11 protein-coding genes and 2 pseudogenes are annotated in these 13,866 nt (G+C 62.3%); 2 read left to right on the top strand and 11 right to left on the bottom strand.

Annotated elements, in window-relative coordinates; all coding sequences use genetic code 11:
• Positions 1–206 precede the first annotated feature (206 nt).
• The 3 genes and pseudogenes from FS320_RS27460 to FS320_RS27475 form a co-directional block, all read right to left on the bottom strand.
• Positions 207–371, bottom strand: a pseudogene (locus tag FS320_RS27460) (NAD(P)-binding domain-containing protein); the annotation flags it as partial.
• Between the two features lie 276 nt (positions 372–647).
• A complete protein-coding gene (locus tag FS320_RS27470) occupies positions 648–1,637 on the bottom strand; it encodes a zinc-dependent alcohol dehydrogenase family protein (RefSeq protein ID WP_152715322.1) in 990 nt (329 codons plus the stop codon).
• Between the two features lie 20 nt (positions 1,638–1,657).
• A complete protein-coding gene (locus FS320_RS27475; protein WP_152715324.1) occupies positions 1,658–2,611 on the bottom strand; it encodes an LLM class oxidoreductase in 954 nt (317 codons plus the stop codon).
• 186 nt (positions 2,612–2,797) lie between these two features.
• On the opposite strand from FS320_RS27475, the gene FS320_RS27480 reads away from it, so the two are divergent.
• On the top strand, positions 2,798–3,715 hold the full coding sequence (locus FS320_RS27480; RefSeq protein ID WP_162003341.1) for a LysR substrate-binding domain-containing protein: 918 nt from the start codon (positions 2,798–2,800) through the stop codon (positions 3,713–3,715).
• A gap of 302 nt (positions 3,716–4,017) precedes the next feature.
• Here FS320_RS27480 and FS320_RS27485 read toward each other — a convergent pair.
• Both FS320_RS27485 and FS320_RS45315 read right to left on the bottom strand, forming a co-directional pair.
• Positions 4,018–5,043, bottom strand: a pseudogene (locus FS320_RS27485) (IS110 family RNA-guided transposase).
• Positions 5,044–5,314: 271 nt separating this feature from the next.
• Entirely contained in the window at positions 5,315–5,488 is a 174-nt protein-coding gene (locus FS320_RS45315; RefSeq protein WP_153885336.1) for a hypothetical protein, read from the bottom strand.
• A gap of 712 nt (positions 5,489–6,200) precedes the next feature.
• On the opposite strand from FS320_RS45315, the gene FS320_RS27490 reads away from it, so the two are divergent.
• On the top strand, positions 6,201–6,710 hold the full coding sequence (locus tag FS320_RS27490; RefSeq protein ID WP_202882903.1) for a nucleotidyltransferase family protein: 510 nt from the start codon (positions 6,201–6,203) through the stop codon (positions 6,708–6,710).
• 298 nt (positions 6,711–7,008) lie between these two features.
• Here the strand turns inward: FS320_RS27490 and FS320_RS27495 are convergent, their stop codons facing one another.
• The 6 genes from FS320_RS27495 to FS320_RS27520 form a co-directional block, all read right to left on the bottom strand.
• Positions 7,009–7,890, bottom strand: coding sequence for a PfkB family carbohydrate kinase (locus tag FS320_RS27495; RefSeq protein WP_152715328.1), 882 nt, complete (start codon positions 7,888–7,890; stop codon positions 7,009–7,011).
• Positions 7,887–8,756, bottom strand: a complete 870-nt coding sequence (locus FS320_RS27500; RefSeq protein WP_152715330.1) for a MurR/RpiR family transcriptional regulator — start codon at positions 8,754–8,756, stop codon at positions 7,887–7,889. The genes FS320_RS27495 and FS320_RS27500 overlap by 4 nt, the downstream gene beginning before the upstream one ends.
• Positions 8,753–9,730: an ABC transporter permease gene (locus FS320_RS27505; RefSeq protein WP_152715332.1), complete on the bottom strand. Its 978-nt coding sequence runs from the start codon at positions 9,728–9,730 to the stop codon at positions 8,753–8,755. The genes FS320_RS27500 and FS320_RS27505 overlap by 4 nt, the downstream gene beginning before the upstream one ends.
• A gap of 3 nt (positions 9,731–9,733) precedes the next feature.
• Positions 9,734–11,266 carry a sugar ABC transporter ATP-binding protein gene (locus tag FS320_RS27510; RefSeq protein ID WP_152715334.1) on the bottom strand — a complete coding sequence of 511 codons (1,533 nt, stop codon included), beginning with the start codon at positions 11,264–11,266 and terminating at the stop codon, positions 9,734–9,736.
• A gap of 63 nt (positions 11,267–11,329) precedes the next feature.
• A complete protein-coding gene (locus FS320_RS27515; protein ID WP_152715336.1) occupies positions 11,330–12,385 on the bottom strand; it encodes a sugar ABC transporter substrate-binding protein in 1,056 nt (351 codons plus the stop codon).
• A 55-nt stretch (positions 12,386–12,440) separates the two neighbouring features.
• Positions 12,441–13,427: a sugar phosphate isomerase/epimerase family protein gene (locus FS320_RS27520; protein WP_152715338.1), complete on the bottom strand. Its 987-nt coding sequence runs from the start codon at positions 13,425–13,427 to the stop codon at positions 12,441–12,443.
• Between the last annotated feature and the right edge of the window lie 439 nt (positions 13,428–13,866).

Here is a 13,866-nt window from a genome sequence, read left to right on the forward strand (position 1 = left end):
CAGGCGCCCACCGTCGAAAGCAGCGGTGATCTTCTTGCGGCCAACGGCTGGAAACGGGAAGGTGGCAGGTGTATCGTCCGGCATGGCGAGTGTGGCACAGGGCAATTGGTGGCAGGGATTAGTCTCAACAACCAAATCCTACGCTGCTTCAAGTGCTTAAGCTACACTCGCCAGCCTTCATCAACCTTCCCATGCATAAGAACGGCTAGCGCTTCCGCCGCCGTGACCGCGCGACCGCCAGAAGACAGCACGTCCGGCTTGATCGTGTCCGGACCACGGGAGTTGGCTACCTTCACGTCATGTCCGGCTGCACTCAGCGTTCGAACCAGGGTCTTGCCGATGTGGCCAGTGCCCAAGATGCCGATCTTCATGATTGGATCTCCTACAAATTCCTGAGGGTTTCACTCGCTCGCCGGGTGGGCGAGCGCTTCGAGCGTGCGACGGAGTTCGTCCACGCCCTGGTCTGTGAGTTGGCAGGCCTACTTGATCTTGTCGGGGATGCCCCGGATCTCGGCCTCAAAGGCACGGCTGTGGGGTGTCAGGTCGACCAGCACGCGGCGCTCGTCAGCCGGATCGCGGGTGCGCGTCACGAAGCCGGCGCTCTGCCCCCACAGCTCGACGGTGAGAAGCGATGGGGGCTTTAATGACTAGACGTTCACGATAACCTTGCCGACTTGCTCATTCGACTCCAGATACCTTGTCGCGTCTTGGATCTGATCGAAGGGAAACACCTTTGCTATGATGGGCTTTAGCTTGCCCGAAGCCAGTCCATCGGTGATGAATGCCTTCGCGCGGGACAGCGCCGCGTCATCCTCGATGATCTCATTGTAAAGATACCCCTTGAGGGTCAGGCTCTTCCCAAGCACGGTAAACTGCGGTAAAGGGGTGGGTTCCGAGCTGAGCGCACCGTATTCGAGCAGAATGCCGCCACGCGACATGCACTTGGTCAAGGCATCGAACATCGGCCCACCGATGGGGTCAAAAACGACCCGTGCGCCTTTTCCGCCCGTCAGTTCCATCACGCGGGCGACCAGATCCTCCTCCTCGGTTGCCACGACATGATGCGCTCCAGCGTCGAGCAGGGCCTGGCGCTTGGCACTGGTTCGGGTGGTCGCGATCACGGTCGCGCCGGCCATGCGGGCGACCTGGAAGGCGGCGAGCCCCACGCTGCTCGAGGCCGCGGTAACGAGCACGAACTCGCCCGACTTCAGTTTGGCCTGGTCGACGAGTGCGCCCCATGCAGTCACGTACTGCATCCAGGACGCCGCAGCCTCCTCGAAGGACAAATTTTCGGGGTGCTCGACCAACATCTTCGCCGGGAGATGGGCGATCTCACCGTAGGTGCTCCAGCGGCTCATGTCCGAGGTCGGAATGACGCTGACGACATCTCCCTTCCTGAACTCGCTGACGGAGGAGCCGACGCTTTCGACAACGCCCGAAGCCTCGTATCCAAGCCTGCTGGGGAAGACAGCCTGCTGGACATAGGCGTTGCGCCGGAACATGGATTCGGCCCGGTTCAGGCCGATGCTGCGGACTGAGATCCGCACCTCGTCATGCTCCAGTGCCGGCAGCTCCACGTCCTCGATCCTGAGGACATTCGGATCGCCGTATTCATGAAATCGCACGATGCGCGCCATAGCTTGCTTCCTTTCCTTGATTATCGATGTGATGGGAAATGCGGCAGGAGATGCTCGCCGAGCTCGTCCAAGACCTCCTCGGCCGGACGGCGGGACATCTTCATGTTCAGGGCGACGTGGGACACGCCCTCGGCTTCCTGGCGCTTCCAAAGCTCGCGCAGGGCCTTGCGTCCCACGCTGATGCCCTGTCCGACGCGCAAGGGTGCGTCCGGGTCACGGTCGAGGTCGAAGAACGTGCCGTAGCCGTAGGGTTTGAAGGCCCCTTGCAACACCGACCGCCATTGGGCGGTCAGCTCCGCCATGCGGTTGAAATTGCTCTGGTGCCCGATCCAACCGTCCACATGAGCGGCCAGCCACTCGACGGTCTGCCCGGCCCGGCCGATTGCGATCATCGGCAGGCGCGGCGACACGGGCTTGGGAACGAGGTCGAGGCTGCCGTCGAGGGTGCCGTAGAACTCGCTGCGATGCCGTGGAAATTCCTGCTCTGTCACGGTACGGATGAGAGCGGACGCGTCCCGGAAGCGGCTCGCGCGGTTCTCGAACTCTGCCCCGAAGGCTGGGTATTCCAAGGGCCGGTCACCTGAGGAGAGCCCGAGGACGAAGCGGTTGCGCGTGAGATGGTTCAGCGTGGTCGCCTGCTTGGCCACCAAGAGGGGATCCCGCAGTGGCAGGACGATGCCGGCAGTGCCGATGGTGATCCGGCTGGTCGCAGCCGCGAGCCAGCCAGCATAGGCCATCGGGTCGAAGACCTGCCCGAGGTCGCCGAAGGACGGATCATGGAAGGGAACGTCCCGCAGCCAAATTGCCGTGAACCCGGCATCGTCGGCAAGCCGTGCCAGCCTCGCGTGGTCGTGCATGGTCGGAGCTGGGCCGTGGGGATAGGCCTCAAGGGGCGCAATGAACCCGAAGGTGAGTCCGCCGTCTTTGAACACGCGGGCAAACCCACGATGTGACGAGGTCAGATTATGTTCCATCGTAATCATATCGCGTCTGAGTCTAAGAACTCCGGCGGCGGCGATCGATTTGATCCCGCGATCAACATATGTTCGGCGTTTCGAAACAATGAAGGCTGGATTATTCTGTCGCATAATCGGAGAGATGGTCGTTCAAACCGGCAGCCCGGACACATCGATCTTGCTTTTCGCAAGCGCGGAGGACCTGTGGACCTGCTTCAATCGATGCGCATCTTCCTGAAGGTTGCGGACTTCGGCAGCTTCACTCGAGCCGCCGAAGCCCTGAACATCGGGCGCCCCCAGGTCACCCTCTCCATCAGAGACCTTGAGGCATCACTGGGCGTGCGCCTCTTCCAGCGGACGACACGCAAGGTGACCTTGAGCACCGAAGGCGCGTCATTCTATGAGCGGGCCGAGGAAATCCTTCGCAGCGTAGCCGAAGCAACCTCGATGTTCGGTCGCCCTGGAGGGTCGCTACGAGGGAAGTTGAGGATCGATATCCCGTCCGCGTTCGCTCAGGCAAATTTCACCGACAGCCTGCGGGAGTTCACGCGTACCTATCCGGATGTGGATCTCGTGCTCGGTGTCACGGACCGCAACGTCGATATGGTTGCAGAGGGCGTCGACTGCGTCCTGCGCATTGGAGAGCTCAAGGACTCCAGCATGGTTGTCCGGCGGATCGGGGCCGCCCTGATGGTCACTTGTGCATCACCTCGCTATCTGGAGGAGTTCGGCGAACCGATCGGCCTCTCGGATCTGCCTGAGCACCGGAGCGTGAACTTCCTATCGGGATCGAACCGTAGGCCCCTTCCCTGGCATTTCCTGGAGGACGGCCAGCCAACGGTCCTCACGCCGAAGGGTGCGATCTTGGTCAACGACTCCCATGCCTACGTGGAATGCGCCGTATCGGGGTTTGGCATCGTCCAGGTGCCCGGCGTTCTCGTCGACCGTTATCTGGCGGACGGAAGGCTGCGCGAGATCCTGATCCCGTTCCGTCCACTGCCGCGCCCGGTGTCCGTTCTCTATCCCAGCAAGCGCTACCTCGCTCCACAGGTCCGGGTATTCGTCGACTGGATCCAGGAGCGGTTCACGACCCTGCATGGCACCTGGCTCACGGACCCCTGAGGCAACCCTCCGCGTTCTCACCAGATCATCGTGCTTGGGAGCATGTGTAGACGCCCCTGGTAACGCAAGAAGAATCTTCAGGTTTGGTACAGCGCGCAGGTCTGATGCGGACATGTGTGCGGCCTTAATGCGGCTCACATGCCGCGGGCCCGGATGGGAGTACGCGGATCAGGTCCCAATCAGTTCTACGCGCTCGAAGCTCTCGTGCTCAAGCTGGTTTATCTGATCCCGTCTCAATGACCGTTGCGCCATCTCTCTCCTTCGACCTTCCTACGCCCCAACAGCCTCACAGCCGCAACTGCCTACGCAGCCGCGGCAGGAGCCCGATAGACTTCACCGCGTGCCAGTAGCGCCCAGACGATGCGAGCCATCTTATTGGCCAGCGCCACTCGCACCAGCATCGGCGGCTTGTGTGCCACCATCCGTGCAATCCATGATCCAGACGGCGCTCCGTTGCGGGCGACCTGGAGTAAGACACTGTTCGCGCCGATGATGAGCAGGCGGCGCAGCGTTCGCTCGCCCATCTTCGAGGTGGCTCCGAGCTTCTGCTTTCCGCCTGTGGAGCGTTGGAGCGGGGTAAGACCGACCCACGCGGCGAAGTCCCTCCCGCACCTAAAGGTCTCAGCCGGAGGGGCCAGCGCCGCCAAGGCCACCGCGGTGACCGGACCGACACCGGGAATGGTCATCAGCCGACGCGCCGTCTCATCCTCCTTGGCCCGCCGGGCAACCTCGCGGTCCAAACCTGCAATCTGCTCATCCAGCCGATGGAGCGTCTCGACGAGCATCCGGAGAATCGGTCGGGCGAGTTCCGGGATCGGCTCTGCCTCATCCTCGACAGCCTGCAACAGGTGTGGAACGTGAGCCGGGCCTTTGGCCACGATGAGCCCGAACTCGGCCAGATGCCCGCGCAGGGCATTGATGATCTGGGTTCGCTGCCGCACCAGGAGGTCGCGGGCCCGGAACACGATCGCTGCGGCTTGAGCCTGTTCGCTCTTAGGCGCCACAAAGCGCATGGTCGGGCGCTGGGCTGCCTCGCAGATCGCCTCGGCATCGGCCGCATCATTCTTCTGCCGCTTGACGAACGGCTACACGTAAGCCGGCGGGATCAATCGGACTTGATGACCAAGCCTGCTGATCTCGCGCGCCCAGTGATGCGAACTGCTACAGGCCTCCATCGCCACCGTGCAGGGCGGCTGGGCTGCGAAGAAGGTGAGCACTTGGTGCTGCCGCAGCTTCTTACGGAACAGCACAGCTCCTGATGCATCAGCCCCGTGCGCCTGAAAGACATTCTTCGCCAGATCCAACCCGATTGTGCTAACCTCTCCCATGGACGCCTCCCTCAAGTGGTGCTCATCAACACCTCCACTGTGGCACACCAAGGCCGTTGGGGGGCGTCTACCCTATCAGTTCTTGTTCCGACCCTTGTTAGCTGCCGAACGTCGCCTTCGGGTCAATCAGTAACGAACGGCAGATGAAATGAAGGTCCGCTCACCGCCTCATGACCCGACCAAGATGTTCCTTCCGTGATGTGTCACAAGACGGCATTCTGGGCGCCCAAGCGGATTCCGATAAGGCCGTTTTGACAGGACCAGTAGAGCCTCAGTGGCCACGGATGTTCCAGATACACATCACCACCAGAACCAGAAGGCCGGCGCACACGAGCAGGACCAGGAGCAGAGCGATGCGGCTCAGCCTCTCATGGCGGGCGAGGCGGGCGTGGGCTGCTTCTGCCTTGCGGCGCTGCTCATCTGGTTCGGAAGGGGCACGAGACACGACACTGTTACGCTTTGGCACTTTAGAACGAGACTAGGTTTCTATCAGCCTCGCGTGTGCATGGAAACCTGCCCGGCATTGCGCAAAACCCTTAGTTTGAGATGAAGGGATAAGACTGCGGCAGCCAAGAAAAAAGCGCCCGTCCGAGGAGGGCGCTGAAGGTGTCGGAACCGTAGGGGCAAAAATTGGCCCGATGACAATCATCTATTCCGCTCGGCACCCACTGTCACTGATATAGATCAAGTCTACGTACGGTATTGTGACGTCATTCAGTCGCGAACTAGGGATCTGTACTTATTGCATACCTTGTTTGGGGTAGATATGCAGGCCTCACCGTAGGGGCAAATACGGTTCAAAGGGTCGCGAACACGGTCGCAAGATCGGACGCGGCCCTTTTTCATGGGCACTCGAACTTCCCGCGCTCGCGTGAGAAGACTGTCTGCGAACTGCGCGCGCCCATCTATAGAAACAATAGTGTGTCTTTTCAGCGTATTCGGAAGGGTTTCGCAGTGTCTCAGTCCAAGACCGAGTAGAAAGCTGGTTTACCCAGCTCTCGCACGGCGCTGACACTACCCCTTGATACTCCGGAATGCTCGCGACGGGATCCGGCCGATGGCGCATTTCCAACGGGCCGATTTCGTGTCTCATATGGCAGATGATCAGAGAGAGAACGGTAAAAGGCATTCTTACCTTCCTCTACAGCCGGCCAGACATGCTCCGCATCCTCCAGGCTGTCGAAGCCTTAAGTCTGCCAGACTGTTGGATTGGTGCCGGCTTCATCCGGAATGCTGTGTGGGATGCCCTCAGCGGGCGGCCACGGGCCTCGTCCTGGGACGATGTGGATGTGATCTATTTCTGCCGGTCGGACTCACACGCCGACCGTGATCAGGCCATCAAGCGTGCGCTCCAGGCCGTCCGCCCGGATGTGCAGTGGTCGGTGAAGAACCAGGCTCGCATGCATTTCAGGAACAAGGACCGTGCCTATACCGATACCGAGGATGCGCTGCGTCACTGGGCGGAGCGTTGCACCGCCATTGCAGCTCGCCATGTCGGAGAAGCCGTTGAGTTGTTGACACCCTTCGGTGTGGAGGACGTCCTGGACATGCTTGTTCGTCCAACACCAGCCTTCGCCTCGAAAATGGGCATCTACCGGAGCCGGATCGAAGCCGAAGGATGGCAACGCCGTTGGCCGAGTCTGCTGATTGATTACTCTCCGCCTTAGACCGGCGTGATCATTTCGCGCAACGAGTCCTACGGAGCCCTGGCAGATGCAAACTATGCTGCCTTGGAACAGCTAGAGTTAGCTCTGGGTCAAAGTTTCACGTTCCAGCGACCCAGCGAACGTCGGCTTTCGAGCGCTGAAGCGGACCAAGCTCATACGTCTCAGGCGTGCCAGGAAGGGACATTCGATATTCGTCCGTACGCCCATGATGCATTGCCGTCACTCTGCTTAAAGGTGATCGTATGGTTGCGATTAAGTGCAGGCTTGCGATGTACCGTCCGCATCTAACTTGCGATGATCAACTTTCCCCTTGGGCTGAGACATGCGTTGCAGCCGCATCGTTGGCTGCCTCAATACTCTGAGAAAACCCCTGCCCACGCGCCCACGACGCTACGAAACTACCGACAAAGACATCGCCTGCCCCGTGAGTGCTGACGAGGGTCACCGGGCGTGCTTGAACTTGGATCGGTGTTGATCCGTTCTCGCTGCCTGCGACACCATCGCCTCCGGCCGTGACGACAACCGAACCAAATTGTGACGACAACTGCATTGCTGCTTCAGCCGCCGAGGCGAGGTCGAGAACCGGGATGCCGCAGAGGTCCTCCGCCTCGATCGCGTTGACAATCAGGACGTCGATAAGACCGGCCAGTTCTGGCGAGAGCACCCGGGCGGGAGCGGCATTGAGGCACACCCGTGCTCCTGCAGCCTTCGCGGCACGAGCGGCGGCAAGGTTGATGGCTTCCGGCACTTCGTTTTGCAGGATCAAGGCCTGTGCACCAGCCCAAAGACCGGGATCGGCCACGTCGGTCTCTTTGATGCGGAGATTGGACCCCGACACGATCACCGCCCCATAGTCGCCGCCTGCGTCGGAGATCGCGACGCTCATGCCCGAGCCGACATCCGTCAGTCGAGCCACCCGCGAATGGTCGACTCCACTCGCCTCAAGTCGATTCAGCAGGAACCGCCCGAAATCGTCATCGCCGACGGCGCCGGCCATCCGGACTCTCGCTCCCGCTTTGGCCGCTGCCACCGCCTGATTGCCGCCCTTGCCACCGAACTTCGGCCGCCAGGCATAGCCCGTGACGGTCTCACCCTTCCGTGGCCGATCAGGCGCATCCACCATGATGTCGTAGTGAAGGCTTCCAACGACGACGATGGCGGGAGCGGTTGACTGGTTCATGCGGTTCGTCTCTTGGCCGTCACGGCCTTCATCGTTGCGGAAAGGTTGCGTTCGGCCGCCGCGAGGTCACGCTGAGCTACGGCCGCGAAGACAGCATCAAAGATGACGAGTTGCGCGATGCGGGCGGCGGCGTTCTCGCCCAAGAGGGGTGAGCCTTGCGCCGTGGAGCAAAGCACGACGTCCGCGATCTCAGCCAACGGCGAGGTGGCATAGTTGGTGAGAGCGATCGTGCGCGCCCCGCGCCGGCGCGCCAGTTCCAAGGCCTCGATCACGGCCGTGGTCGTTCCCGAATGGGAGAAGCCGATCGCTACGTCGTTGGGGCCCAGCAGTGCGGCCGACATCAGCATCATATGCGCGTCATCGAAGACGCTGGTGCGCACCCCAATCCGCAGGAACTTGTGCGAGACGTCGCGCGCGATCTGCGCCGAGCCGCCGATACCGTAGAAGTCGCGCTGGTGCGCCGCGAAGATCAGATCGGCAGCCCGCTCGAGGGCCTCAGGGTCCAGGATCGAGAGCGTCTCCTCGATCGCATGGATCGACGTCCTGAACACCTTCTGGGCGAGTTCCGCGCCGGTGTCGTCCGGCGAAAGCTCCTGATGCAACTCGGCCGTCGGCAGGCGGTTGTATTCGACGATCCCTGCGCGGAAATCCTTGAAGCCCGCGAACCCGAGCTTCTTGGCGATCTTGACGACCATGGCTTCGGACACACCGGCATCGTCCGCGATGGTCTTCAGCGACGTCGTCTCGTCGAGGTCGCGGCGTCCGAGGATCATATCGACCACCCGCCCCTCCAGGGGGGTCAGATGCGGCATCATCATCCGGATGCGCGGCCCGACGGTTCTCGGATCGCTATAGGAAAAGTTCATCCCCGTCCCCTGGTAGCACGATCAATCAGCATGGCGACGAGGATGATAATGCCGGTGGCGAGCAATTGGTAGAATGCCTGGACGTTGAGGAGCGTGAGGCCGTTGCGCAGGGCGCCGAGGATGATGGCCCCAAGCAGCGTGCCCACGATGGAGCCCTTGCCGCCCATCAGCGAGGCCCCGCCGATCGCGGCGGCCGCGATGGCGTCGAGCTCCCAGAGGTTGCCGAGCGTCGGGTCGGCGGCACCCAGGCGGCCGACCAGGATCAGGCCGGCGATGGCCGCGAGGCCGCCGGAGATCATGTAGCTTGCGATCTTCGTCATGGCCACAGGGACACCGGCGATGTGCGCGGCTTCCTCGTTGCCACCAACCGCCAGGAAGTATTCACCGAGCGGGGTCTTGTTGAGCACGACCCAGACGAGCAAGGCCAGCACGGCGACGATCACGACGGCACTGGGAACGCCGAACACGGTGGAGTTGAAGAGCGCCCGGAACTGCGGCGGGATCCCAAGGATGGGATTGCCGCCGGTATAGATGAGGGCCGACGCGCGGTAGAGCGAGAGGGTTCCCAGCGTGACGATGAAGGGCTGCAAGCCGCCATAGGCAACGAGCATGCCGTTTACCGCACCGGCCGCGGCGCCGAGCAGGACGGCGGCGGGAATGGCGAGCTCGATCGGCACCCCGGCGATCATCATGGCGGCTGCCGCGATCGCTGAAATGGCCGCGGTCGGCCCCACCGACAGATCGATGCCGCCCGCGATGATCACCAGGGTCATGCCGAGCGCCACGCAGGCATTGATCGATGACTGCTGGAGGATGTTCAGGAGGTTCCGCTCAGTCAGGAAGTTGGGCGTCAGGACCGCGAACACGGCCACGATGGCCAGGAGGCCGAGAAGAGTTCCCGCGTCGCGCAGGCCGAAGCTCAGAGACAGGGAACGACGAGGGGGAACCAGGGTAGCGCCATCAGTGGTGGACATGGATCAAGCCTCCCGGCGGGATTGGGGTATGGGGGTGTCGTCGGTCGATTGGGGAACCGCGAGGGCCACGATGGCCTCCTCGCTCAGTTGGTCGCGTTCGAGCGTGCCGGCGATCCGGCCCTCGCGCATCACGAGCACCCGGTCCGCCACGCGCAGAATCTCGGGCAGCTCGGACGAGACGACGATCGCCGACCGGCCTTCGGCCGCCAGCCGCTCGATGAGGCTGTAGATTTCTGCCTTGGCGCCCACGTCGATGCCACGGGTGGGTTCGTCGAACAGCAGGATGCGGGCGCCGGCCGCGATCCAGCGACCGATGATGGCCTTCTGCTGGTTGCCGCCGCTGAACTGGCCGATCGGCCGCTCGATCATCAGCGGGCGAAGGTTCATCTCGCGCATCAACTTCTCGCTCTCGGCGGCGAGGGCCCGCCGACGCACGAAGCCAAAGCGCGAGAAACGCTTCATGGAGGCGAGCCCGATGTTCGAGCGGATCGAGCGGCGAGCGACAATGCCATCGCGCTTGCGTTCCTCCGGCAGGAGGCCGAGCCCGGCCGCGATCGCCACCCGCGGTCGGCCCGTCGGGATGCTGTGCCCCTCGACCCGGATTTCGCCGGCATCGGGCCGGTCGACCCCGGCGAGAAGCCGCAGCAGCTCCGTGCGCCCAGCCCCGATCAGGCCTGAAATGCCGAGCACTTCGCCCTTGCGGAGCTGGAAGGTTGCATCCTGCACGGCCGTACCACGAGACAGGCCACGGACGTCGAGCATGATCTCGTCAGTGGCAAATCCCCGGTGGTGGGCGGTCGCCAGTTCGCGACCGACCATCCGCGCGACCACCTCCTGTTCCGTGGTCTCAGCCAGTCTGACCTCATCGACCTTGCGGCCATCGCGCAGGATCGTCGCCGCCTGGCAAACCTGGAAGACCTCGTCCATCTTATGCGACACATAGATGATCGAAACGCCCTTGGCGGCGAGCTGATGGATCAGGACGGCGAGCCGTTCGAACTCGGCCGGCGTCAGGCTGGACGTCGGTTCGTCCATGGCGATGATCTTGGCGTCTTCCATCACCGCGCGGGCGATCTCGACGATCTGGCGCTGTGCGACCTTCAGCGTGCGGATCGGCGCCGCCGGATCAATCGTGGGATCGAGGGAGCGCAGGGCTTCGGCGGCGGCGTTCTCCTGAGCGCGCCTGGCGACAAAGAGGCCGCCGGTCTTGAGCGGATGACCCAGGAACATGTTCTGAGCCACGGTCAGCTCGGGGACGTGCTGGAGTTCCTGGTGGATCATTGCAATCCCGGCCCGCCGTGCGGCGACAGGACCCGTGGAGGTCAACCGAACGCCGTCGACCTCCACATGTCCGTCCGAGGGCTTAAAGGCGCCGGACAGGATCCGCAGCAGGGTCGACTTGCCCGCACCGTTCTCACCGAGCAGCCCGTGCACCTCTCCCGGCACAACGGTCATGGTGACATGGTCGAGCGCCTGGATCGGCCCGAAACTCTTGCTGATGTCCATCAACCTGAGGCGATCGCCTGAAGTGTTCATCTCATCCCTCCCATTACCGATTGAGCAGGGCTTCCCGTCCAGGGAAGCCCTGCTTTCTCGTTCCTAGTTCGCGGGAGCGGAGATCAGAACCTTGCGCAGTTCGTCCCCCTTGACCGAGTAAGTCGCGACGTTGTCCTTGGTGATCAGCGCCTGCGGGGTCGTCACGACGCGGGGCAGCTTCTGCTTGCCGATGAGGCGGAGCGCCGTTTCCACCGCGACCTCGCCGGTCAGGACCGGGAAGGAATCGACGGTTCCCGTCAGATCGCCAGCCTTGATCGAGGCATAGGCATCGGAAATCCCGTCCGTGCCGAACACCACGACCTTGTCCTTCAAGCCCGCGGCCTTCACGGCTTCCATGACACCCAGAGCCATGCCGTCGTTGTTGGCATAGAAGCCGACCAGATCGGGGTTCTGCTGGAGAATGGTCGCTGCCGCATCATAAGCCACCTGGCGATCCCAGTTGCCGGGGACGCTCGCCACAACCTTGAACTTTCCACCCTGGCTGATGGTCTCGGAAAAGCCCTTGGTGCGCTGGCCGGCGGCGAAGACGCCTGCCTGTCCCTCGATCACGGCGACCTTGCCGCCATTCGGACGGTTGTCGAGAAACCACTTGGCCACCCGCACGCCGTTGTCACGCTGAACGTTACCGACATAGTTACGCGCCGCTGGGATCACGGCGTCGTTGACGTTGATCACCGGGATGCCGGCGGACTCGGCGCTCTCGAGGGCCGGCTGAAGATTGGAGTCGGTCTGCGGCGACACAAGAAGAGCATCGAAGCCCTGCGAGATCAGGTTCTCGGCGATCGAGAGCTGGCCGAGCTGGTCGCCCTCACTCTGGGCGGCCTGGTAGACGAACTCCGCGCCGGCCTTCTTGGCGTAAGCCGCATAGCCCTCGCCCAGGGCACGCCAATACTCATTGGTCAGCGTCTTGGACACGCCGCCGATCTTTGTTCCGGCCGGAGCCTTGGGAACGTCGCCGAGCTTCGACTGAAGCTCGGACCAGGACATCCGGTCCGTTTCGGTATCGGAGTTCAGCGGCTTCAGGTTCTGCGCGAGGGCGGAGCCTGCCAGGAGCGACAGGGCACACGCCGCGGCGAGCGACTTCAGGCGATACTTCATTGTTTCCTCCTCTTGTGTCACCGGAACATTCTCGCGGTCCGGATCGCGATGCTGGTCAGGCGCTCGCGAGCAGCGCCTCGTTGACGATCGCCTGGGACGCAACGGCATCCTGGCGTTCGATGGCGTTTCCAAGCCGATTGTCATGATCGAGCCGATCGGCGGCAGCCATGAGGCGGCGGACCGTTGCGATGTTGACCTCGCATTCGGCGACGGGGTCGAGCCCGCTCGCGTCCGGGAACGTGTCGAAGTAAAGAGCGCCGTCATAGCCATCGCGGCGGATCTGCCGCAGCAGCTCGAGTGTGGCGCGAAGGTGCACGGCGCCAACCATCAGGCCGTCATCGCGCTTGGCGTAGCCATCGTTCAGGTGCACGCCCAGAAGGCGGCTGCGGCGATGAATGAGACTCGCGACAAAGGCCGGTTGCTCATCGGCGTAGAGAACGTGGGCAAAGTCGAGCGTCACTCCGAGATTGGGCGAGCCCGCCTCGTGAATGGCCAGAAGCGTCGTCGCGGCGTCCGGCAGAAGGCTGTAGGAACGGGGCTCGTTCGGCTTGTACTCGATGCTGATCAGGCAGTCCGGATCGTGCTCGGCGACCTCACGGATACCTTCGACCTCCCAGTCCCAGACCTGGGCATAGTCGACCTGGAAGTTGTAGTCGAAACCATCCTGGCCGAGCCAGATTGTCATCAGGTTCGAGCCCATCGCGCGGGCGGCATCGATGCCGCGCTTGGTGAGGTCGATCGCTTCTCGCCTCACAACTTTATCCGGATTCGTGAAGGCGCCAAGCTTGAAGGCCGGGTTGGTGTAGTAGCGCATGGCCAAGCCGTTGATGGACAGGCCAAGGTCGGAGATCTGCCGCGCGACGGCTTGAGGGTCGTCGCTGACGTGATCGGGAAAGTTGAGATCAAGGTCGGTCAGACCTTGAGCTTTCGAGGCGCGCTCGGCCATCTGAAGCATGCTCGGCTTGCCCTTGAGATCCGGCCAAAAGGTGTGGGGCGAGGATGCGAAGGAGTTGAGGCGTGTAGCGAACCGAGTGATTGACATGAGGACCGTCCGTGTTGATGACTTCACAAATATCTCATTTGTTGTGAAGTCGTCAACTCACGATCCTGATCCAAGTTCTAGTTCTAAGGACTAAGAAACGGAGCTGTACGGTTGTCGAGAAACCTAGGGTATGTAATTCAGCTCGCAAGCATCGATCCTGTCAGGATGAGCGCAACCTGTTGAGGGCGCAAAACAATCACTAGCAACCGAGGGGTTACAGTTGGCACCCGTCGTGACCATCCCGTCCTAACAACATTCCGAAAGCTACTCAGACGCTTAGGTCGCGTAAGAGTAACATTGGCAAAAGTCCGGGCTGAGCTGGCGGGTCGGGGTTCCGGCGCAGCGACAATTCTGATTCAATCCCCTGCATGTCACCGGCCCCGGATCTTGATGGCCTGTCGAACGCCGATCTGAAGCGGTTGGTGCTGGAGCTGTTGGG

This window comes from Microvirga tunisiensis (assembly GCF_009296175.1).
Lineage (GTDB): Bacteria > Pseudomonadota > Alphaproteobacteria > Rhizobiales > Beijerinckiaceae > Microvirga > Microvirga tunisiensis.